Origin of the sequence: Nonomuraea sp. LPB2021202275-12-8 (assembly GCF_037044575.1) — a bacterium.
Taxonomy (GTDB): Bacteria; Actinomycetota; Actinomycetes; order Streptosporangiales; family Streptosporangiaceae; genus Nonomuraea.
On record NZ_JBAHWD010000004.1, the window covers coordinates 207,637 to 227,781 of the forward strand.

Genomic DNA, 20,145 nt, shown 5'->3' on the forward strand with positions numbered 1-20,145 from the left:
AGCGCCTGGGGTCCCTAGATTGACCTGCATGACGTGGACAGAGCTGGTCATGGGCTCGGCGCCGATGCTGGGTGAGTCGCCGGCGGTGAGCGATGTCAGGACCGGTGAGTTGTTGTCGTACGCCGCCTTCGCCAGGCGGGTCACGCACGCCGCGGCGGGCCTGCGCCGCTTCGGCCTGCGCTACGGCGACCGCGTGCTGGTGAACCTGCCGCTCGGGGCCGCGCTGCCCGTCGCGGTGCACGCGGTGGCCTGGGCGGGCGGGGTCGCGGTGCTCGCCGCCTCCGGCAAGGCGCGCATGATGATCACCCATCGGGGTTACGACACGTCCGAGGTGGAGGTGCAGCACGTCTTCGCCGTCGAGCCGGTGCCGGGCGCCCTTCCGTTCAGCGAGCTGCTGGGGGATGCCACGGTCGAGTTCGGGCCGCTGGCGGGGCCGGCGCTGACGCTCGACGGCTTTCGGGTGTTCGACCATGACGAGCTGGCGACCGACCTGCGCAAGCTGACCAGCCGGGTGGTGCTCGGCAAGGACGACGTGGTGCTGGCCGCGGTCAGCGACGTGTTCAAGGGGCTGCGCCTGCTCGACGTGGCGCTGATGTCGGGCGCGCACGTCGTGATCGCGCACGAGCCGACGCTGGTCGGTTGCCGGGTGCTCGCCCACGAGCACCGGGCCACCATGGTGGTCGCCCCGTACGAGCTGGCCAAGAGGCTGCTGGGCGACCCGACGCTGCGCGTGGTGGACGAAAGGGCCTTGGTCAGCTCGCTCACCCGCTGAAAAGTGCGACACTGTGGGAGAGTGTGATCCTTCCGCGACGCAGGGTGACCACATGCCTGATGCCCCCCGGCACAACCTGCCCGCCGAGCCCAACCGGTTCGTCGGCCGTGAGCGCGACGTCGACGAGCTGTGCAGGGTGCTCGGCAGGGCGCGGGTGGTGAGCCTGTGCGGCGTCGGCGGCATCGGCAAGACCCGGCTGGCACTGCGGGTGGCGGCCGGGATCGGGCCCCGCTACCCCGAGGGGGTGTGGCTGGTCGAGCTGGCCAGGATCGCCCGGCCCGAGTTGGTGGTCGAGGAGATCGCCAGGGTCCTCGGCGTGCGCGAGGAAGCCGGCCGGCCGCTGCTCGACACCATGACCGCCCGGCTGCGCAACGGCCCCTGCCTGCTGGTGCTCGACAACTGCGAGCACCTGGTCGAAGAGTGCGCCGAGGTCGCCGCCGCGCTCGTCGCGTCCTGCCGGGAGCTCGGCATCCTGGCCACCAGCAGGGAGCCGCTGCGGATCGCGAGCGAGCTCGTCTGGCGGGTCCCGCCACTCGACCTGCCGGAGGGCGAGGGCTCCGACGCGGAGGCCGTACAACTGTTCCTGGAAAGGGCGACCGCGGCCGGCACCAGACTGGGCCCCGACAGCCTGCCTGACGTGGTGCGGCTGTGCAGGGCGCTGGACGGGCTGCCGCTGGCCCTGGAGCTCGCCGCGGCGCGCACGAGCCTGCTCAGCCCCGGGCTGATCGCCGACCGCATCGACGACCGCTTCTCGCTGCTCACCACCGGAGAGCGCACCGCCCCCGCCAGGCAGCGCACCCTGCTCGCCGCCGTCGAGTGGAGCCACGGCCTGCTGTCGGCGAAGGAGCAGGTGCTGCTGCGCAGGCTGTCGGTGTTCGCCGGGCCGTTCGACCTGGGCCTGACCGAACGGATCTGCGCCGAGCGGCCCATCTCCGAGCCGGAGATCGTCGACCTGCTGGGCGGACTGGTCGACAAGTCGCTGGTGCTCTGCGACGAGACCCGCGGCCACTACTGGCTGCTGGAGACCATCAGGCGGTTCGCGGCCGAGCGGCTTCAGGAGGCGGCCGAGCGCGAGGCCGTGCGCGATCGGCACCTGAGCGTCCTGTGCGAGCTGCAGGAGCGGCACTTCGCCGTCGAGCTGGTCGAGGCTGGGCTGTCGTGGCCGCGCCGGTTGGAGGCGCTGACCAGGAGCCGGAGCCTGCTCGACGACCAGCGGGCGGCGCTCGACTGGGCGGCCGAGTCCGGCGACGTGTCATCGGGCCTGCGGCTCTGCTTCACCAGCACCGGCCTGCTCCCCGTGAGCGGCAATTCGATGGAGATCGTCGGCTGGATCGAGCGCCTGCTCTCCCTGGACCTGACCCAGGTGACCGACGAGCAGATCGCCCAGGCCAGGGGGTGTCTCGCCTACGGGCTGGAGGCCAGGGACGAGCTGAGCCGCTCCCTGGACCACGCCGTCCAGAGCCTGGCGGGGCTGCCGGACGGCTTCCACCGATGCGTCATGCACAGCCTGATCGCCATGGTGCTGCTGCGCACCGGCCGGGCCGACGAGGCGCTGCACCACGCGGAGCGGGGCCTGGCGCGCGCCACGGCCGCCGGCGACACCTGGAACGAGGCGGCCGGGCTGGCCGGGCTGTCCGCGGTGGCGCTGACCCGCGGCAGGCTGCGCGAGGCCCAGCGGCACGGCGAGCAGGCCCTGGCGCGGGCGTGCGAGCACGGTCACCGGTGGATCATGGCCAGGGCGGCGACCCAGCTCGGCGCGGTGGCCGAGGCCCGCGGCGACCTGGTGACGGCCAGGGCCCATTACGAGACGGCCGTCCCGTGGCTGAAGGAGCTCGGCAGCGGCGTGGAGCTGGCGCGCTGCCTGGCCAGGATCGGCAGGGTCGCGGCGATGCTGTACGAGTTCGCGGCGGCCAGGGAACGGCTGGCCGAGAGCCTCGCCCTGAGCAGGCGCACCGGGCAGCACCAGGGCGTGGCGCGCTGCCTGGCGGGGCTGTCGGTGCTGGCGGAGACCGAGGGGGACCTGGACGGCGCGGTGCTGGCGGCCGCGGCGGCGGCCGCGCTGCGCGAGTCCATCGGCCAGCAGTCCGCCACCACCCGCATCGAGGAGCTGCTCGCCCGCGGCCGCGCCAAGCTCGGCGACGGCTGCACCGCCGCGCTCTGGTCGCGGGGCAGGGCGATGAGCCCCGACGACGCCGTCCGCCACGTGCTGGAGGGCGTGCGGCCGGTGGCGGTCACCGGCCCGATCGCCACCCAGCCGGTCAGGCACTCGGTGCTGACCGCCCGCGAGCACGAGGTCGCCGCCCTGCTCACCCGCGGGCTGTCCAACCGGGCCATCGCCGGCGAGCTGGTGATCAGCCCGGCGACGGTTGCGCGGCACATCGCCAACATCATGGACAAGCTCGGCCACACCTCACGTGCGCAGATAGCCGTCTGGGCCGCGGAGCATCCGGCGACTTCTGCATAGCGATCTACATAATCCGCCCGATGTACGCATCAGACGCCCTCCCTAGCGTGGGCGCCATGGATGAGCGCATCGTCATGGTGGACCCGGGCACCGGCCTGTCCATCACCGAGCGGCAACTCGACGAGAGGTCGGCCGCGGCGAGCATCCAGTTACGGCGCCGGGGGGTGCGTCCCGGCGACACCGTGCTCATCTGCCTGCCGGTCGGCCCGGACCTGCTGGTGGCGACCGACGCGGTGATCGCCGTGGGCGGGATCGCCTGGCCGGTGCCGCCGGAGCTCGACGAGGACGGCCTGCGCGAACGGATCCGCGCCAGCCCCGCCCGGGTCATGATCACGGATCGGCGCGCGGCCATGCGGGCGGCGGAGGAGTCCCGCGTCCGGATGGTGCTGGCCCCCACCGGCCTCCGCGGCGACGCGTGTCCGTAAAGAGGTCACAGCGGGGCTGAGACCAGGGGAAACTGGCCGGGTGTCTGATCCTTGCGCGATCGGCCGGCGCGGCACGCACGCCGGCCGTTTCGTCGGGCGCGAGCGCGAAGTGGCCGAGCTGCGCGCGCTGCTGCGCGACGAGCGGGTGATCACCCTCAGCGGGGCCGGCGGTGTCGGCAAGACGCGGCTGGCCTCGCGCGTGGCCGAGCTGGAACGTGCCAGAGGCGCCGGCGAGGTGTGGAGGGTGGAGCTGGAGCGCGTCGCAGACCCGTCGCTGATCATGCGCGAGCTCGCCCGGTCGCTCGGCGTCCGCTCGCCAACCCTGGACCGGTCGGTGGCGGGCACGCGTCGCGGCTTCGGCGGGCCGGCCGGCGGCGTGCTCGCGCACCTGCGTGCGGCCCGGGGGCTGGTCGTGCTCGACGGGTGCGAGCACCTGCGGGACGGCTGTGCCGAGCTCGTCCGCGAGCTGGCCGGGAGCTGTCCCGGGGTGCGGATCCTGGTCACCGGCAGGCGACCGCTGGGGATCGCGGGCGAGCTGGTCCGGAGGGTGCCGCCGCTGGCCCTGCCCTGCCACGGCCGGCCGGATGCCGAGGCCGTGATGCTCTTCGTGGATCGGGCGCTGGCCGCCGGAGGCCGGGTGGTCAACGGCGGCATGGGCGACGTCGAACGGCTGTGCCGGATGCTCGACGGGATGCCGCTGGCGCTGGAGCTGGCCGCCGCCCGCACTCGCTCGCTCACCCCCGCCCAGATCCTCCACCGGATCGGCCGCCGCCACGGCCTGCCGGCCGAGGGGTCGGCCCGTACGGTGCCGGCCGTCGTGGAGTGGAGCCACGAGCTGCTCAGGCCGAAGGAGCGGGTGCTGCTGCGCAGGCTGCCGGTGTTCGCCGGGCCCTTCGACCTGGAGCTCGCCGGGCGGGTCTGCGCCGACGGCGGGATCGTCCGCAGGGGCGAGCTGCCCGGCCTGCTCGGCGGCCTGGTCCGCGACGCGCTGGTGGTGCGTCAGGCCGACGGCGGGCACCGCCTGCACGCCGTCGTCAGGGAGTACGCCGCCGAGCGGTCGCGGGAGGCGGCCGAGGAGGCGTGGCTGCGTGACAGGCACCTGCGGGCCATTCGCGAGCGCCGTCACGAGTCCGCGCCGCCTACGCGGCAGGGCGGCCGGTCGTAGGCGGCCGGTCACGGGTGGCCGGACGTTTCCGCCGCAGGTGGTCGTCCTAAGCTCGGATCATGCCGTTCGCACCACACTTCCCCGTCATGCTCAGGACCGAGGACGGGGTCCGCATCGATGCCGCGCACACTGCTCCGACCGGCCCCAGCGGCCGGGATGTCGGGATCGTGCTGGCGCACGGCTTCACGGGTTCGTGGCGGGAGCGGACGGCGCGCCGCATCGTGCACGTGCTGAGCCGTTACGGCGGGGTGGTGGCGTTCGACTTCCGCGGCCATGGCCGTTCGCAGGGCCGGAGCACCGTGGGTGATCTGGAGGTCCTCGACGTGGACGCCGCTGTGCGGCACGCCCGGGTGATCGGTTACCGCAAGATCGCGGTGGTGGGGTTCTCGATGGGGGCCTCGGTGGCGGTGCGCCACGGAGGACTGTGCCGCACCGCCGACGCGGTGGTGGCGGTGAGCGGGCCCGCCCGGTGGTACTACCGCGGCACCAAGCCGATGCGGCAGGTCCACTGGGCCATCGAGCGGCCGGTCGGGCGCTGGGCGGCCAGGGTGGCCAAGCGGACCAGGATCGCCGCGGGGGTGTGGGATCCGATCCCGATGCCGCCGCACGAGGCGGCTGCGCTCGTCTCGCCCGCTCCGCTGCTGATCGTGCACGGCGACGCCGACGCGTTCTTCCCGCTCGAACACGCGCACCAGCTCTACGACGGCGCGAGCGAGCCGAAGGAGCTGTGGGTGGAGCCCGGCTTCGGCCACGCGGAGTCCGCGGCGACCCCCGAACTCATCCATCGCATCGGAAAATGGATCTCCTCGAACTTTTCCTGAGTAATACACGTCTACCTAGGGCGGATGGAAGGAAACCGCCGGGAGAAAGTCCTTGGGGCAGAAAACCGCCGAGGCGGTTGACGTAGGACATACTTCTCGTAGTCGGGCGGTCGCCCAGCGTTGCGGGGGCTCGCTGGGCGCCATCCGCGAGATCGGGCCCCGGTACGCGTACCGGGGCCCGATCGCTCAGCCGAGGCGCGAGATGGACTTGTACTCCAGATAGCCGGCGAGGCCCTCGGGGCCGAGTTCGCGGCCGACGCCGCTGGCCTTGTAGCCGCCGAAGGGCGTGTTGGACTCGATCATGAAGCAGTTGATCCCGTAGGTGCCGGTGCGGACCTGGCGGGCCACCTCCATGCCGTGGTCGGCGTCCGCGGTCCAGACGGTCCCGGCCAGGCCGTAGTCGCTGTCGTTGGCGATGCGGACGGCGTCCGCCTCGTCCTCGTACGGGATCACCGCGAGCACCGGGCCGAAGATCTCCTCACGGGCGATGCGCATGTCGTTGGTGACCCCGGCGAAGACGGTCGGGGCGACGTACCAGCCGCGGTCGTAGGGCCGGTCGAGGCCGCCGACGACGACCTTGGCGCCCTCGTCCATGCCGATCTTGATGTAGCCCTCGACGCGTTCCTGCTGGCGCTTGGCGACCAGCGGGCCGATGCCGGTGGCGGGGTCCGAGGGGTCGCCGACGGGCTGCGAGGTGACCATGTTGGCGACCGCCTCCACGACCTCGTCGTAGCGGTTGCGCGAGGCCAGGATGCGGGTCTGCGCGACGCACGCCTGGCCGTTGTTCATCAGGGAGGCGATGGCGAGCATGCCCATGCTGGAGGGCAGGTCGGCGTCGTCCAGGATGATGGCCGCCGACTTGCCGCCCAGCTCCAGGCTGACGCGCTTGAGCTGCTCGCCGCAGATGGCGGCGATGCGGCGGCCGGCCGCGGTCGAGCCGGTGAACGCCACCTTGTCCACGCCCCTGTGGGAGACCAGGTGTTCGCTCACCTCACGCCCCGCCGGCACGATGTTGAGCACGCCCGGCGGGATCCCGGCCTCCTGCGCCATCTCGGCCAGCATGTAGGCGTCGAGCGGCGTCTCCGGCGCGGGCTTGAGCACGATCGTGCAGCCGGCCAGCAGCGCGGGCGCGACCTTGGTCATCGTGACGAACTGCGGGACGTTCCACGGCACCACGGCCGCCACCACGCCGACCGGTTCCCTGCGCACCGTCACGGGACCGAACAGGCCCGGCCGCTGCTCCTCCTGCTGGAAGGTCTTGCCGTACTCGGCGTAGTACTGCAGCATGCCGAGCGGCTGCGGGGCCTGCGCCAGGTTGGAGAAGGTGATGGGCGAGCCCATCTCCTCGGTGATGAGCTCGGCGAGCTCGCCCTGCCTGGCGGCGTAGATCTCGGCCAGCCTGGTCATCACGGCCGCCCGCTCCGCGAAGGTCATGCGTGGCCACGGCCCGTGGTCGAACGCCTCGCGGGCCGCCGCGACCGCCCGGTCCACGTCCTCGGCCGTGCCGTCGGGCACGCGGCCCACGACCTCCTCGGTGTGGGGGGAGATGACGTCGATCGTTCCGGTGCCCGCCGGGGCCACCCATTCGCCCCCGATGAACAGCTTGTCGTGCTGGCGCATGTTGTGAGCCTCCTGCATTGACCGAATGCTTGGTTGTAGAGCTGTCTCAGTTGCGACCGAACCATGTTCTAGGCGTGGGCGCAAGAGGGGCACGGCACCGCGTGCCGTGCCCCTCGGGCGTCCTCTGGCGGATCAGCGAGGATCGCCCAGAAGATGCCGCATCGACCGCTTGACGAGATCGGTGCGGGTCTCCTGGCTCGTCAGGCTCTCCGCGCCGAAGCCCAGGTAGACGGTGTCCTTGGTGACGATGCCGGCGCCCTCCTCGAAGATCTGGTCCGTGCGGGCCCAGTTGTTGATCGACGGCGCGGTGCCCTCCGGCGGCGCCGCCACGGTCCAGCCGCCCAGGTCGGACTCGAACGAGGTCTGCTCGGCCGTCGCGCCGTCCAGCGTGAGCGCGAAGTCGTCCAGGAAGACCCCGGCGCCCTGGGTGCCCCAGTCACTGACGTACGAGATGGACAGTTCGACCTGCTTGCCCGCGTACGGGGTCAGGTCGATCTTCCACTGCTGCCAGCCGCCGGAGTTGCCCGAGGCCGCGTGCCAGGCGCCGGAGGATCCGGTCGGCTCGCAGTTCGGCCCCTGGTAGCGCTGGGTGAACGGGTGGATCGTCCGCCACCCGGACGTGCAACTGCTCCCGGTGGCCTGCGTGGTGTGGCCGTTGGCGTCGGGCAGCGTCGTCCAGTCGTCACCGCCGGCCGTGCGGGCCTCCACGACCAGGAAGTCCCAGTTGGCCTCGGTGTCGTAGGAGGTCCAGAACGACAGGTCGCCGGCGCTCCTGCCGGTCAGGTCGACGGTCTTGGACAGCCGTTTCCAGGAGACGTCGGCGATGCCGCTGTAGACGTCCCAGGAGCCGGTGTGCGGGTCGAACGGGCCGCCGGGCCGTACCCACTTCACGGGCGCGGAGCTGGCGAACAGCGGGAACCGGTCGGCCGGCAGGATCGCCGAGGTGGCCACGAACGAGTTGGTGTGCACGTCGGGCTCCAGCGTGCCGGTGAAGCCCTCGAACCTGCCGCCGACGCCGTTCAGCGCGTACGGCTGCCCCGTCGTGGGGTCGCTGCCCGCGTTGTCGAAGTAGACGTAGGCGCCGAGCCAGTACTGCTGGAAGTCGTTGAACACCGGGATGCAGGGCGGGTCGTTCGGCTCCGCGCACTCCGGCTGTCCCGGCTGGTCCGGCTGGTAGAAGTAGGCGCCGTTGGCGTTGGCCGCGTAGGACGGGTACTTGCCCGAGTGCAGCACCTTGCCGCCCTCGTTCAGGTAGGCGCGCACGGCCAGCTCGGTGTCCACGCCCGACTTGGAGGTGGTGCCGGGCACCTGCCCCACGCTCCTCGGGATGATGTCGTCGCCGGTCTCCCAGATCACGGCGTTGTAGTGGCTGAGCACGCCCAGCGGGTGCGGGGCCTTGCGGCCGAGCCGGTCGACGTCGTACACGTCGGAGCTGTAACCGGCCTCGTCGAGCGCCTTGACGTAGTCGTCGGCGTACTTGGCCTCGGTGACGCCCTGCGCCGGGCTGATGCCCGTGACGTCCTCGGCGGCCAGCACGAGCACCTTGCCGCCGATGTCGGTCGACACCTGGTACGTGAACTCCTCGCTCTTCTTGCCGAGCGAGGTGAACCAGACCTTGACCGTGTCGCCCGGCCTCGTGCCGGTGATCTTGCCGCGCATCCAGTGGTAGTAGCGGTCGTAGCCCTTGCCGTAGCGCTCGCCGCCCTGCCACTCCTTGGTGAGCGCGACCTTCGTACGGCCATTGTTGACCTTGTAGTTGAGCAGGACCGGGCCGAGCCGGCGCTTGGCGTTGACCTGGACGGTCTGGTCCCTGCCGTGGCTGATCTCGAACGGGTCGATGACGAAGTCGGGAGTCTTGTTGCCCAGGTGGCTGACCGGCTCCACCGGGTTGACCGCGGACCTGGCGACGTCCAGGGCGAACGGCAGGTTCCTCTCGAACTCCGCCTGCACCAGCGCCTCGTCGTCGGGGAAGACGAAGCCGCAGCCGTCGCAGCCCTCGTTCAGCTCCGGCGTCCACGACAGGGTGCCGTACTGCGCGTGCGCCTGGTCGTTGGTGTCGCCGTTGGTCGTGTAGAGCTCGGCGCCGAGGTCGGGGTCGAAGCCGGGCACCGCGGGGTTGGCGTCGGTGCCGGACAGCGCCTCGTAGATCGGGTTGTCGGCCGTCTCCGTGGCGATCTGGAAGCCGATCGGGTAGAGCAGCAGCGGGCCGAACGAGTGGTAGTTGAGCTGCGTCTCGAACCGGACGCGCCTGAGCAGCCCGTCCATGGCCCTGGTCTCCGGCTCGCTGGCGGGGGCCGCGCCCCGGTAGGTGTCGCTGCTCGGGATCGAGGAGGAGCCCTCCTCGTCGTAGTGGAAGTTCGTGGGGAAGTTGCGGTTCGGGTCGACGCCGTCGCCGAGGGTGATCCGGCCGTCGCCGTTCACGTCACGCAGGTTCTTGCGCCACAGGCGGTTGCCCTCGGTGAAGGTGAAGTCATAGCCGTCGGGGTTGGCGACGGGCACGAACCACAGCTCGGTCTTGTTGAGCAGGTCCCTGAGCGAGCTCTTGTTGGCCACCACGTGCTTCAGCAGCCGCATGTCGACCTCGGTGGCGATCCACTCGCGGGCGTGCTGGGTGGCCGAGTAGAGGGCCGCGGGCTTCAGGCCGTCGGGCAGCACCCGGGCCAGCGTGGAGACCTTCGCCGCGAGGATGTCCTGGCCGTTGATCGTCTTGCCGATGGACTGGAGCTTGACCACGTCCTTGTTGGCAGCGGCGATGGCCCTGAGCTGGTCGGCGATGCCGCCGGGCTCGGAGTAGGACCTGAAGACCTCGTAGCCGGCGGCGGCCTGCGTCCTGGCCGCCTCCAGCTGGGTCTGGCCCTGGGTGTTGCGGACGGGCTCGGGCTTGAGCCCGAGCTTCTTCAGTCCGTCGAGGTCCGCCTGCGCCGCGGTCAGCTCGACATGCTCCTTGCCGTCCTTGATCTCCTGCTGGACGACGTCGAAGCCCTGTTCCCTGAGGGACTGGCCGGTGCCGAGTGGGCTGTCGAGCTGGTAGAGCTCGATCCGATCGCTGGGTGGTAGGGGGTCCACGGAGGCCTGGGCTTCCAGGGCCACCATGGACGTGCCTAAGCCGAGAATGACGGCTGTGACGAGGGTGAGTGATCGAGACACGGGTCTGCCCCTTCGCAGAGACGGTTCGATCGCCATCTCAGACCGATCTCACGATCTCGGCAAGGCCCAAACTTATCTGGAGCTTAGATCGGACAAACCTTGACATCCTTCGTCAAAGGGGCACGAGTTCCATCGTTCAGATGACAGCATTCAAGATCATCTTCTATAGTTTCGGTCCGTCTAGGAGGGGAGGGCGGGCGTGAAATCCGGACGCATGGCCGCAGCCGCCGTCGTCCTTGCCGGGTTGTCCGCGTTCCCTGCCCCGCAAGCGGCTTCCGCCGATCCGAGTCCCACCGACCTGCGCAAGCTGACCAAGCAGGCGGCGGCGCTCAACAACCGCTACCGCGGCCAGATCCAGAGCCTGGAGGAGATCCGGATCCAGGCCAAGAACGCCGTGGACACCTCCGGCTCGCTGGACAGGCAGCTCGCCGCCGCCCGGAGCGACGTGGCCGCCCTGGCCAGCACCGCCTACATCGTCGGCCCGCTGGACGGCACCCAGCTCTTCGGCCTCAAGGTCGACCCCTACAAGGCTCTCGGGCAGGCCGCCAACATGAACTACATGGCCGCCGAGCGCGCCAGCCGGGTCACCCACGTCGAGAAGCTCATCGAAGACTCGAAGAAGGCCAAGCTGGCCGCCAACGACAAGATCAAGAAGTTGCAGAAGGAGATCAAGACGCTGCAGGGCAAGCGCCGCGAGATGGACCGGCTGCTCGCCAAGTACGGCTTCCAGCAGCCGGGCGGCGCCGACGGCCTCACGCAGCGGATGGTCTCCGTGCGGGCCGAGGTCATGCAGAACTTCCCCATGCCCTACGGTGTCGGCTGCCTGCGCCCCGGCGACCCGGGGGAGCACGGCAAGGGCCGCGCCTGCGACTTCATGATCTCCCGCGGCATGGCCGCCGGGGCCGAGTCCGACCGCGGCGACGCGCTGGCGGAATACCTGATCAAGAACGGCTCGCGGCTCGGGGTGATGTACATCATCTGGAAGCAGCGCTACTACGACATCCGCTCAGGCGGCGCCTGGGACCCCATGTCCAACCGCGGCGGCGTCACGGCCAACCACTACGACCACGTGCACGTCTCGGTGTTCTAGCGAGCGGCCAGAAAGCTCTTCAGCCACGCGTAGGACGCCTTGGGCGTGCGGCGCAGGGTCTCGAAGTCCACGTGGACCAGGCCGAACCGCTGGTGATAGCCCTCCGCCCACTCGAAGTTGTCCAGCAGCGACCAGACGAAGTAGCCGCGCACGTCCACGCCCTCCCGCTGGGCGCGCATCACGGCCTGGATGTGCTCGTCGAGGAAGGCGATCCTGGCCTGGTCGTCGATCGTGCCGTCCGGGCCGGGGACGTCGGTCTGGGAGCAGCCGTTCTCGGTGACGTACACCGGCGGCAGGGCCTGGCCGTAGCGGTCTCGCAGGCCCGTCAGGAGTTCACGCAGCCCGTCGGGGACGACCGGCCAGCCGAAGGCGGTCGTGGGGTGGCCGGTGATGCCGGCGTCGGTGAACGGCAGGCCGCCCGCCTCGGTGGGGGCGGCTATCCGGGTGGGGTTGTAGTAGTTGACGCCGAGGCCGTCCAGGGGCGCCGCGATGGTGGCGAGGTCGCCGTCGCGGACGAAGTCGAGGGTGAGATCGCCGTACGGCGACAAATCGGGATATGTCGCCAGGAGGACGGGGTCGTTGAAGAGGCGGTTGTGCAGGATGTCGTAGGCCTCGGCCGCCGCCACGTCCTCGTCGGAGTCCGACGCGGGCCGGACGGGGGTGCAGTTGTTGGTGATCAGCACCTGCCCGGCGCCCGCCGCCCGCAGGGCGGCCACGGCCAGGCCGTGGCCGAGCAACTGGTGGTGGGCCACCGGAAGCGCGTCCAGCATCAGGGCCTGGCCCGGCGCGTGGATGCCCATCGCGTGGCCGAAGGCCATGTGCACGAAAGGCTCGTTGAGCGTGATCCACATCGGCACCCGGTCGGCCAGCCGTTCGGCGACCAGCGCCGCGTACTCGGCGAAGTGGTGGGCGGTGTCGCGGTTCAGCCAGCCGCCGCGCTCCTGCGCGGCCTGCGGCAGGTCCCAGTGGAACAGCGTCGGCACCGGTGCGATCCCGGCCGCGAGCAGGCCGTCCACCAGCCGCTCGTAGAAGTCGAGCCCCTTGGGGTTGACCGCGCCCGTGCCGGCGGGCTGCACGCGGGGCCAGGAAATGGAGAAGCGGTAGGCGTCGACTCCGAGCTCCGACATCAGGGCCACGTCCTCGGGCCATCGGTGGTAGTGGTCGCAGGCCACGTCCCCGGTGTGCCCGTCCCTGGTGCGGCCGGGCTCGTGGGAGAAGGTGTCCCAGATGGAGGGCGCTCTGCCGTCCTCGCCGGCGGCGCCCTCGATCTGGTACGCGGCCGTTGCCGTGCCCCATAGGAACATTCCAGGCTCCTCACCAGTATCCGAGTCTCGCTCATGTTAACCGGAGGCCGGTGGCAGGCCTGTACCTGTTGGTAATACGCCAGGATGGAGGACATGACGAGTACCTTGCGCCGCCGCCCCGCCCAGCGCCGCAGCGCGGAGCGGGTGGAGCGGATGCTCGACGAGTGCGCGCTCCTGCTCGACGAGATCGGCTACGAGTCGCTGACCACCAAGGAGGTCGCGCGCCGGGCCGAGGTGCCGATCGGGACCTTCTACCAGTTCTTCTCCGACAAGCAGGGGCTGGTGCGGGCGCTCGCGCTGCGCAACCTGGAGGCGTTCCTCGGCAAGGTGTCCGAGCGGATCGCCGCGGCCGAGCTCGGCCACTGGACCGACCTGGTGGAGCTGGCCATCGACGAGTTCGTCGGGATGAAGCGGACCATGCCCGGGTTCGGGGTCGTGGACTTCGGCGAGGTGCTGCGGTCGCCGGGCGGCCCGGCCATCGAGGGCACCAACCGGATGCTCGACGCGGCGCTGGAGAACAACGCCATCGTCGCCGACCGCCTGCGCGGCCTCACCGTCGACCTGCTCGACGTCCCCGCGGATCCCGGCCTCGACCGCGCGATCCTGGTCGCCGTCGAGGCCACGGACGCGGTGCTCAAGCTCGCCTTCCGGGTGGACCCCGAGGGCGACCCGGCGCTGATCGCCGAGTGCAAGCAGCTCGTCCGCCGCTACCTGGCCGACCACCTGCCGTAACTCAGCAGGGGGCGTCGAGCCGGGCCTTCAGCTCGTTCTCCAGCTTCAGCTCCGCGGCGCCGATGGCCTCATCGAGCTGGGCCATCGTGCTGACGCCGACGATCGGCACGTGCCCGTCCGCCATCAGCCAGGCCAGCACCACCTGGTTCGGCGTCGCCCCCAGCTCCCGCGCCACCTCGTGCAGGACGGCCAGCCGCCGCGTGGTGCCCGAGTGGTCGTAGATCTCCGGGATCGGACGGTCCTCGCGGGTGTAGGCCCCGAACATCAGCGTGTTGTACGCCCACAGCGTCACGCCCTCCTCGCGCAGATACTCCAGGTGGTCGTCCGTGGTGAGCGTGTGGCCGGCCTCCGCCGGCCTGGTGTACGGGCGCGGGCGCAGGTAGGTGTGGCGCAGTTGCAGGTGGGTGTAGGGGAGCCAGCCGTTGGCGGCCGAGACGTTCCTGGCCCGCTCCAGGCGCCAGGCCGGGAGGTTGCTGGCGCCCGCGTGGCGGATCTTGCCCTCCCGGGCCAGCTCGTCGAAGGCCGCGAGGGTCTCCTCCAGGGGGACGGAGCGGTCCTCGATGTGCGACCAGTAGAGGTCGACGTGGTCGGTGCCGAGCCTGCGGAGGCTGCCCTCGATGGCCGTGCCGATGGCGGCTGCCGACAGGCCCTCGGCCGAGGCCAGCGTGGTGTCGCCGGGGACGGTCGGCCTGGCGCCGACCTTGGTGCTCAGGAACACCTGGTCACGGTTGCCGCGGGCGGCCAGCCAGGAGCCGATGGCCGTCTCGCTCTCGTCGCCGGTGCGGCCCTCCACCCAGAACGGGTAGTTGTCGGCCGTGTCCAGCATGGTGCCGCCGGCCTCGACGAACCGGTCGAGGATGGCGAAGGTGTCCTTCTCGCTGACGGTGGTGCCGAAGGGGATGGTGCCCAGTGCGATCTTGGTGGCGTTCATGGCCCTGACTATGAAAGCTGGAGCGCACTCCATGTCAAGCAGCGATTTTTTCTGGATTTAGGGGCATATTTCTGGACAAATTGGCTGGGGCTTGACCTGGAGTGCACTCCAGGTGGAATGCTCTGGAACCGTGAGCGTCTACACACCTGCCGAAGTCGTCGAAGAGACCGGCTTCACCCTGGACACGTTGCGCTACTACGAGAAGATCGGCCTGCTGGAGCGCGTCGAGCGCAACGCCGCCGGGCAGCGCCGGTTCACCCAGGAAGACGTCGGCTGGCTGGGGACGATCCGCTGTCTGCGTGACACCGGCATGCCGATCGCCGAGATGCTGCGCTTCGCCGAGCTGGTCCGCGCCGGCGACCACACCATCTCCGACCGCATCAAGCTGCTGGAGGAGCACGACCGCCGCGTCGAGGGCCAGATCGCCAACCTCATCGAGCGCAAGCGCTACATCAGCAACAAGATCTCCTATTACCGGAGTGTCCGCTAGCCACGCGTTGAGGGTCCGGTTGTTAAACCGAGATCATGGCTGGGCCCAGGGCGAGACGGATCAACATCCCGCTGCGTCGCGTGGCGGGGATGTGCGCGGGAATGTTGTTCGTGTTGCTGGCGCACATCACCTTCATCCAGGCGTTCGCCTCGAAGGGCCGCAGCGCCGACCCGCGTAACGAGCGCACTCTCATCGCCAGGTTCGACCAGCCGCGCGGCGCCATCGTCACCTTCGACGGCACCACCGTCGCCGCCAGCCGCGAGACCGGCGGCGGGCCGTACCGCTACCGCCGTTTCTATCCGCACGGCGAGATGTACGCCCCCATCACCGGATATGTCGCCCCGCGCCGGACCACGGGCATCGAGCGGGCGGAGGAGATCGTGCTGTCGGGTCGCGACCCCAAGGTCAAGGTGCGGTCGCTGGTCAGGGACGGCACCTCACAGGCCGCCGACGTCCGGCTCACGATCAGCGAGCGCGCCCAGCGGGCGGCCTACCAGGGCCTGAAGTCGGCACGCGTCCCGGGCGCCGCCGTGGCGATCAACCCGGCGACGGGCGCCATCCTGGCCCTGGCCACCTGGCCGTCCTACGATCCCAACGCCTACACCACCTTCGACCGCGCCGAGCGGGCGAGGACGGACCAGCGGCTGCGCCGCGACCCGGCCGGGCCGCTGCTTAACCGGGCGCTCGACCGCACCTATCCGGCGGGCTCGGCCTCCAAGCTGGTCATGGCCGCCGCCGCGCTCGCCAGCGGGGAGTACGCGCCTACCACCGTGCTGCCCGCCCCGCCCCGGCTCCACCTCCCACCGGCCCACCGCGACCAGGCGATTCCCGATGCCCCCGCAGGCGGCCGCGAGCACGGGGGACCCGACGCTCACCGGGGTCCGGCCGACCGGCCTGCCGCCGTCCGCCAAGATCCCGCTGGCGGCCTTCGCCCAGATGCTTCGGGCGGCGCCGCTCGCGTTCGGCCAGATCTCGCCGGACGCGCTGGCGGCGATCGGATGGGTCCCGGCGGCTCTGATGAGGTGCGCCCGGATCTCGGTGGCCGCCCGTGCGGGAACTCCGGCCTCACGCTCGCCCAGGCCTTCCAGGCCTCCTGTGACGCGGCCTTCGCCGGCATCGGACTCCGGCTCGGCCAGGACACCCTGCGGGACCAGGCGGAGGCGTTCGGCTTCAACAGGGACGACCTGGCGATCCCGCTGCCCGCGGCCGCCAGCACCTTTCCGGCGAGCCTGGACCGGTCCGGCGCCGCGCTGTCGGCCGTCGGCGGTCCGGGCATCCGGGTCACGCCGCTCATGGTCGCCATGCTCTCGGCGGCCGTGGCCAACGGTGGCACGCTGATGCACCCGTACTTGGTGGAGGAGGTGCGGCTGCCCGGAGGGCTCGCCATCAACCGGGCCGGCCCGTCGCCCTACCGGACGGCCCTGAGCCCGGCGCTCGCCGAACAGCTCACCTCCATGATGACCACGGGCCCCCGGCCGGGCGGGCGAGGTACGGCCGCCGCCCGGCAGGGCGCTCTCAGGTCGGCCGCCGCCGTCCCCGACAAGGCGCCGGCAGCATGGGGAGCGTCCGCGATGAGGACGTCCGCGAAGGGGATGTTCGCCATGGGGATGCCTGTGAGGGGAAGGCCCGTCACACCGACGCCCGCGATCTTCACCGCCTTCGCGCCCGCGCGGGCGCCCGAGGTGGCCGTGGGCGTGGTCCTCGAACGCCCCGGCCCTGTCGCGGCCATCGCCCGTGCCATCCTCCAGGCGGCGCTGGCCTGACCACCGGCTGATCGGCCGCCCGCCTCGCCGGTCGGCCGCGTGCCCCGCCTGACCGGTCGCCGGCGAGGTCACCTGTAGGCGGACGCCTGCAAGGTGTAGAGCTCGGCGTAGAGGCCGCCCAGGGCCATCAGCGTCTCGTGGTCGCCCTGCTCGGTGACCTTCCCGTGGTCCAGGACGTAGATGCGGTCGGCGTAGCGCACGCTGGCCAGCCGGTGGGTGATCAGCAGCACCGTGCGGCCGTCGGAATGGCTGCGGATGCGCTCGAACAGGGCGTGCTCAGCGCGGGCGTCGAGGGCGGCGGTGGGCTCGTCGCAGATCAGCAGGCGGGCGTCGCGGTGGAACCCCCTGGCCACCGCGATGCGCTGCCACTGGCCGCCGGAGAGCTCGTGGCCGTCCTTGAAGCGCCGGTCGAGCAGGGTGCGGTAGCCGTGGGGCAGGTCGGCGATGACCTCGTCGGCGCCCGCGACCGCCGCCGCAGCGTGGAGCGACTCCTCGCCCTTGGCTGTGCCCATGGTGATGTTGTAGCGGGCGGTGAGCGGCCAGCGGGTGTGGTCCTGGGCGATGACGGCCGTGCGCAGGCGCAGCCCTTCGGGGTTGATCTCGCGCACGTCGACGTCGTCCCAGAGCACGCTGCCCGAGTCGGGCTCGTACAGGCCAGAGAGGATCTTGGCGAGGGTGGTCTTGCCGGAGCCGTTCTCGCCCACGAAGGCGATGACCTCGCCCTGCTTGATCTCGACGGTCACGCCGCGCAGCGCCGGCTCCTCGGAGCCGGGGTAGGCGAAGGTGACGTCCTCGGCGATGATCCGCTCGAAGGTCTCCGGCGCGGAGGTGCGCTGCCGGTCCGGCAGGCGGCCCTCGGCGTCGGCGCAGAACTGCAGGAAGTCGGTGAAGTAGAGGCCCTCCTCGTAGAGCCGGTTGGTGGCGTACATCAGGTTGCTCAGCGAGGTCTGGCCGGACCTGATGGCCAGCACGGCGGTGCCCGCGACGGCGAGCGGGATGGCGGCGACGGCGAGCAGGACGCCGAGCGCCACGTAGACCAGGGCGCTGCCGAGCCCGCCCAGCGCCTCGCCCACGAGCCTGGCCACCGTCTGTCGTCTGGCCAGCCCGAGCATCACGTCCTGCTCGGCCTTGGCCACGGCGTCGTACATGCGCAGCAGGAAACCGCGCATGGTGAACGAGCGGACCTCCGCGGCGGGAGCGCGGTCGGCCAGCAGCTCGGCGATGATCCACTTGCGGCGCATGGCGGGGATGAGCGCGAACATGGTGGTGTAGCGCATCTTGGCGCTGCGCACGGCCGCCCAGGCGTCGGGCAGCACGGCCAGCAGCAGCAGGGGCAGCAGCACGGGATGGAGGACGCCGAGCACGCCGGCCACGGCCGCGATGCCGATGGCGGCCGTCACCACGTTGATCGCCGAGGTGACGACGGAGTCGGCCATCGCCACGCCGCGCGACCTGGCCCGCTGGAGCGCGTCGTGGAAGTCGGGGTCGTCGTAGGAGACCAGCTCGACGCGGCTGGTCAGGCCGTAGAGCCGCTCCTCGGCCAGCCGGCTGACCTGCGGATCGAGGCGCGACTGCGCCCAGCCCGCGCCTGCCTGCGTGACGGTGCGCAGCGCCGCCGCGGCGGCCACCAGGGCCAGGCTGGGCAGCGCCGCCATCACCCGGTCGGGCGTGGGGCCCTCGCTGAACAGGGCGGTGAGCACGCCGGTGGTCGCCAGGAGCCCGAAGGCGGTGAACACGCCTCCCAGCAGGTTGAGGGTGATCGTCGCCACGGTGTCGCGCGGGCTGGCGCGCCAGGCCATGCTCATCGCCTGGCGGACGAGCGACGGCAGCCGTCTCGCGATGGTGAGGAACCCCACCTCGGTCATCTTGTCGGTATGGGCGTGCCAGTCGGACAAGGAGATCTCGCCCAGCTCCAGGGGCTCGTCGGCCATATCTGGAGTGTGCCCAGCGGCACTGACACTTCTGCACCCGAATTTTGCGGACCCATGGCGTATGCGGACCTGTTACCCGCACATCCTTGACGGCCCGGAGTGCGAAGTGCGTTGATTGCCCTACTGACAACGTTGTCAAGTCACCAGCTCGGGGGTTTTCTCGAAGGGATGGTGTGCGATGAGACGACGGTGGATGGCAGCCGCCGCGATCACTATGGCGAGCGTGCTGGGCCTGTCCGCCTGCGGCGGTGGCGGTGATCCGGCGGCACAGCCGAGCGCGAGTGCCGGCGGCGGAAAGCAGCAGGTCGAGGTCTTCTCCTGGTGGACGGGACCGGGTGAGGCCGACGGGCTGCAGGCCATGCGCAAGATCTTCGAACAGCAGAACCCGGCGCTCACGTTCTTCGACGCCGCCGTCGCGGGCGGCTCGGGCGACAAGGCCAAGGCGCTGCTGCAGTCGAAGCTGCAGGCCGACACCCCGCCCGACACGTTCCAGGGTCACGCGGGCGCCGAACTGCAGGGCTACATCAAGGCCGGCGACCTGGAGGAGCTCAACTCCCTCTACGACGAACTGAAACTGCGCGACGTCTTCCCGGCGCAGCTCGTCGAGCAGATCAGCGTCGACGGCAAGATCTACTCGGTGCCGGTGAACATCCACAGGTCGAACGTCCTGTGGTTCAACCCGGCGGTGCTCAAGGAGGCGGGCGTCGCGGCGGCGCCCAAGACGATCGACGAGTTCGTCGCCGCCCTGGAGAAGGTCAAGGCCAAGGGCAAGATCCCGCTGTCCATCGGCTCCGAGTGGACCGTCACCCACCTGCTGGAGAGCGTGCTGCTCGGCTCCCTCGGCACCGACGCCTACAACGGGCTGTTCAAGGCGGGCGCCGACTGGAACAGCGCCGAGGTCACCAAGGCGCTGGAGAGCTTCAAGAAGATCATGTCGTATGCGGGCGACCCGCAGGACGACTGGCAGCCCGCGGCCAAGCAGGTGGCCGACGGCGAGGCCGCGTTCAACGTCATGGGCGACTGGGCGTACGGCTACTTCCACAACCCGCCGGAAGGCGGCCTGGGCAAGGCGTCGAAGACGGACTTCGACTGGGCGCCCGCGCCCGGCACCGAGGGCACCTACCTGTGGCTTTCGGACAGCTTCACCCTGCCCAAGGGCGCCAAGAACCGCGACGGGGCCGTCGCCTGGCTGAAGGTCGCGGCCAGCAAGGAGGGCCAGGACGCCTTCAACCCGAAGAAGGGCTCCATCCCCGCCCGGAAGGACGCCGACCAGTCCCTCTACACCGACTACCTGGCCGACGCGCTGAAGGACTGGTCGGGCAACAAGCTCGCCGGCTCCATCCAGCACGGCGTCGCGGTGAACCAGCCGTGGCTGGCCGCGATCAACGAGGCGGTCGGCCTGTTCATCGGCACCCAGGACGTGGCCGCGTTGCAGAAGGCCCTGGCGGACGCCGCGACGGCGAACGCCCAGTAGGCCACGGGTACGGCAG

General features: G+C 71.0%; 15 protein-coding genes. 10 read left to right on the forward strand and 5 right to left on the reverse strand.

Features of this window, described 5'->3' with window-relative positions:
- The first annotated feature begins 28 nt into the window (after positions 1 to 28).
- The 5 genes from V5E28_RS09520 to V5E28_RS09540 are packed head-to-tail and all read left to right on the forward strand — an operon-like array spanning position 29 to position 5,647.
- Positions 29 to 772, forward strand: a complete 744-nt coding sequence (locus tag V5E28_RS09520; protein WP_336206061.1) for an AMP-binding protein — start codon at positions 29 to 31, stop codon at positions 770 to 772.
- A gap of 52 nt (positions 773 to 824) precedes the next feature.
- A complete protein-coding gene (locus tag V5E28_RS09525) occupies positions 825 to 3,236 on the forward strand; it encodes a LuxR C-terminal-related transcriptional regulator (RefSeq protein ID WP_336206062.1) in 2,412 nt (803 codons plus the stop codon).
- A gap of 56 nt (positions 3,237 to 3,292) precedes the next feature.
- Positions 3,293 to 3,661 carry an AMP-binding protein gene (locus V5E28_RS09530; RefSeq protein ID WP_336206063.1) on the forward strand — a complete coding sequence of 123 codons (369 nt, stop codon included), beginning with the start codon at positions 3,293 to 3,295 and terminating at the stop codon, positions 3,659 to 3,661.
- A 40-nt stretch (positions 3,662 to 3,701) separates the two neighbouring features.
- Positions 3,702 to 4,826, forward strand: a complete 1,125-nt coding sequence (locus V5E28_RS09535; RefSeq protein WP_336206064.1) for an ATP-binding protein — start codon at positions 3,702 to 3,704, stop codon at positions 4,824 to 4,826.
- A 59-nt stretch (positions 4,827 to 4,885) separates the two neighbouring features.
- A complete protein-coding gene (locus V5E28_RS09540; RefSeq protein ID WP_336206065.1) occupies positions 4,886 to 5,647 on the forward strand; it encodes an alpha/beta hydrolase in 762 nt (253 codons plus the stop codon).
- 186 nt (positions 5,648 to 5,833) lie between these two features.
- Here the strand turns inward: V5E28_RS09540 and V5E28_RS09545 are convergent, their stop codons facing one another.
- Both V5E28_RS09545 and V5E28_RS09550 read right to left on the reverse strand, forming a co-directional pair.
- Positions 5,834 to 7,267: an aldehyde dehydrogenase gene (locus V5E28_RS09545; protein WP_336206066.1), complete on the reverse strand. Its 1,434-nt coding sequence runs from the start codon at positions 7,265 to 7,267 to the stop codon at positions 5,834 to 5,836.
- A gap of 132 nt (positions 7,268 to 7,399) precedes the next feature.
- Positions 7,400 to 10,414: a M14 family metallopeptidase gene (locus tag V5E28_RS09550; protein ID WP_336206067.1), complete on the reverse strand. Its 3,015-nt coding sequence runs from the start codon at positions 10,412 to 10,414 to the stop codon at positions 7,400 to 7,402.
- A gap of 199 nt (positions 10,415 to 10,613) precedes the next feature.
- On the opposite strand from V5E28_RS09550, the gene V5E28_RS09555 reads away from it, so the two are divergent.
- Positions 10,614 to 11,504, forward strand: a complete 891-nt coding sequence (locus tag V5E28_RS09555) for a hypothetical protein (protein ID WP_336206068.1) — start codon at positions 10,614 to 10,616, stop codon at positions 11,502 to 11,504.
- Here V5E28_RS09555 and V5E28_RS09560 read toward each other — a convergent pair.
- Entirely contained in the window at positions 11,501 to 12,808 is a 1,308-nt protein-coding gene (locus V5E28_RS09560) for a GH1 family beta-glucosidase (protein ID WP_336206069.1), read from the reverse strand. The two genes, V5E28_RS09555 and V5E28_RS09560, sit on opposite strands and share 4 nt — an antisense overlap.
- Before the next feature lie 93 nt (positions 12,809 to 12,901).
- Here V5E28_RS09560 and V5E28_RS09565 point away from each other — a divergent pair, with 93 nt between their 5' ends.
- Positions 12,902 to 13,540, forward strand: a complete 639-nt coding sequence (locus tag V5E28_RS09565; RefSeq protein WP_336206070.1) for a TetR/AcrR family transcriptional regulator — start codon at positions 12,902 to 12,904, stop codon at positions 13,538 to 13,540.
- Position 13,541: 1 nt separating this feature from the next.
- Here V5E28_RS09565 and V5E28_RS09570 read toward each other — a convergent pair whose 3' ends face one another.
- Entirely contained in the window at positions 13,542 to 14,471 is a 930-nt protein-coding gene (locus V5E28_RS09570) for an aldo/keto reductase (protein WP_336206071.1), read from the reverse strand.
- Between the two features lie 130 nt (positions 14,472 to 14,601).
- On the opposite strand from V5E28_RS09570, the gene V5E28_RS09575 reads away from it, so the two are divergent.
- Positions 14,602 to 14,961 (forward strand): MerR family transcriptional regulator, encoded by a 360-nt coding sequence (locus V5E28_RS09575; RefSeq protein WP_336206072.1) that lies wholly within the window; start codon positions 14,602 to 14,604, stop codon positions 14,959 to 14,961.
- Positions 14,962 to 15,062: 101 nt separating this feature from the next.
- Positions 15,063 to 16,724 carry a penicillin-binding transpeptidase domain-containing protein gene (locus V5E28_RS09580; protein WP_336206073.1) on the forward strand — a complete coding sequence of 554 codons (1,662 nt, stop codon included), beginning with the start codon at positions 15,063 to 15,065 and terminating at the stop codon, positions 16,722 to 16,724.
- Between the two features lie 68 nt (positions 16,725 to 16,792).
- On the opposite strand, the gene V5E28_RS09585 is transcribed toward V5E28_RS09580, so the two are convergent.
- Entirely contained in the window at positions 16,793 to 18,655 is a 1,863-nt protein-coding gene (locus V5E28_RS09585; protein WP_336206074.1) for an ABC transporter ATP-binding protein, read from the reverse strand.
- A 178-nt stretch (positions 18,656 to 18,833) separates the two neighbouring features.
- Between V5E28_RS09585 and V5E28_RS09590 the strand changes: the two genes are divergently transcribed.
- Positions 18,834 to 20,129, forward strand: coding sequence for an ABC transporter substrate-binding protein (locus V5E28_RS09590; RefSeq protein ID WP_336206075.1), 1,296 nt, complete (start codon positions 18,834 to 18,836; stop codon positions 20,127 to 20,129).
- Positions 20,130 to 20,145: the final 16 nt, after the last annotated feature.

What these genes read in the sequence shown, in the direction of transcription:
- V5E28_RS09520 (WP_336206061.1), top strand. Translation starts at nt 29, where the DNA reads ATGACGTGGACAGAGCTGGTCATGGGCTCGGCGCCGATGCTGGGTGAG.
- V5E28_RS09525 (WP_336206062.1), top strand. Translation starts at nt 825, where the DNA reads ATGCCTGATGCCCCCCGGCACAACCTGCCCGCCGAGCCCAACCGGTTC.
- V5E28_RS09530 (WP_336206063.1), top strand. Translation starts at nt 3,293, where the DNA reads ATGGATGAGCGCATCGTCATGGTGGACCCGGGCACCGGCCTGTCCATC.
- V5E28_RS09540 (WP_336206065.1), top strand. Translation starts at nt 4,886, where the DNA reads ATGCCGTTCGCACCACACTTCCCCGTCATGCTCAGGACCGAGGACGGG.
- V5E28_RS09545 (WP_336206066.1), bottom strand. Translation starts at nt 7,267, where the DNA reads ATGCGCCAGCACGACAAGCTGTTCATCGGGGGCGAATGGGTGGCCCCG.
- V5E28_RS09560 (WP_336206069.1), bottom strand. Translation starts at nt 12,808, where the DNA reads ATGTTCCTATGGGGCACGGCAACGGCCGCGTACCAGATCGAGGGCGCC.
- V5E28_RS09565 (WP_336206070.1), top strand. Translation starts at nt 12,902, where the DNA reads ATGACGAGTACCTTGCGCCGCCGCCCCGCCCAGCGCCGCAGCGCGGAG.
- V5E28_RS09570 (WP_336206071.1), bottom strand. Translation starts at nt 14,471, where the DNA reads ATGAACGCCACCAAGATCGCACTGGGCACCATCCCCTTCGGCACCACC.
- V5E28_RS09580 (WP_336206073.1), top strand. Translation starts at nt 15,063, where the DNA reads ATGTTGTTCGTGTTGCTGGCGCACATCACCTTCATCCAGGCGTTCGCC.
- V5E28_RS09585 (WP_336206074.1), bottom strand. Translation starts at nt 18,655, where the DNA reads ATGGCCGACGAGCCCCTGGAGCTGGGCGAGATCTCCTTGTCCGACTGG.
- V5E28_RS09590 (WP_336206075.1), top strand. Translation starts at nt 18,834, where the DNA reads ATGAGACGACGGTGGATGGCAGCCGCCGCGATCACTATGGCGAGCGTG.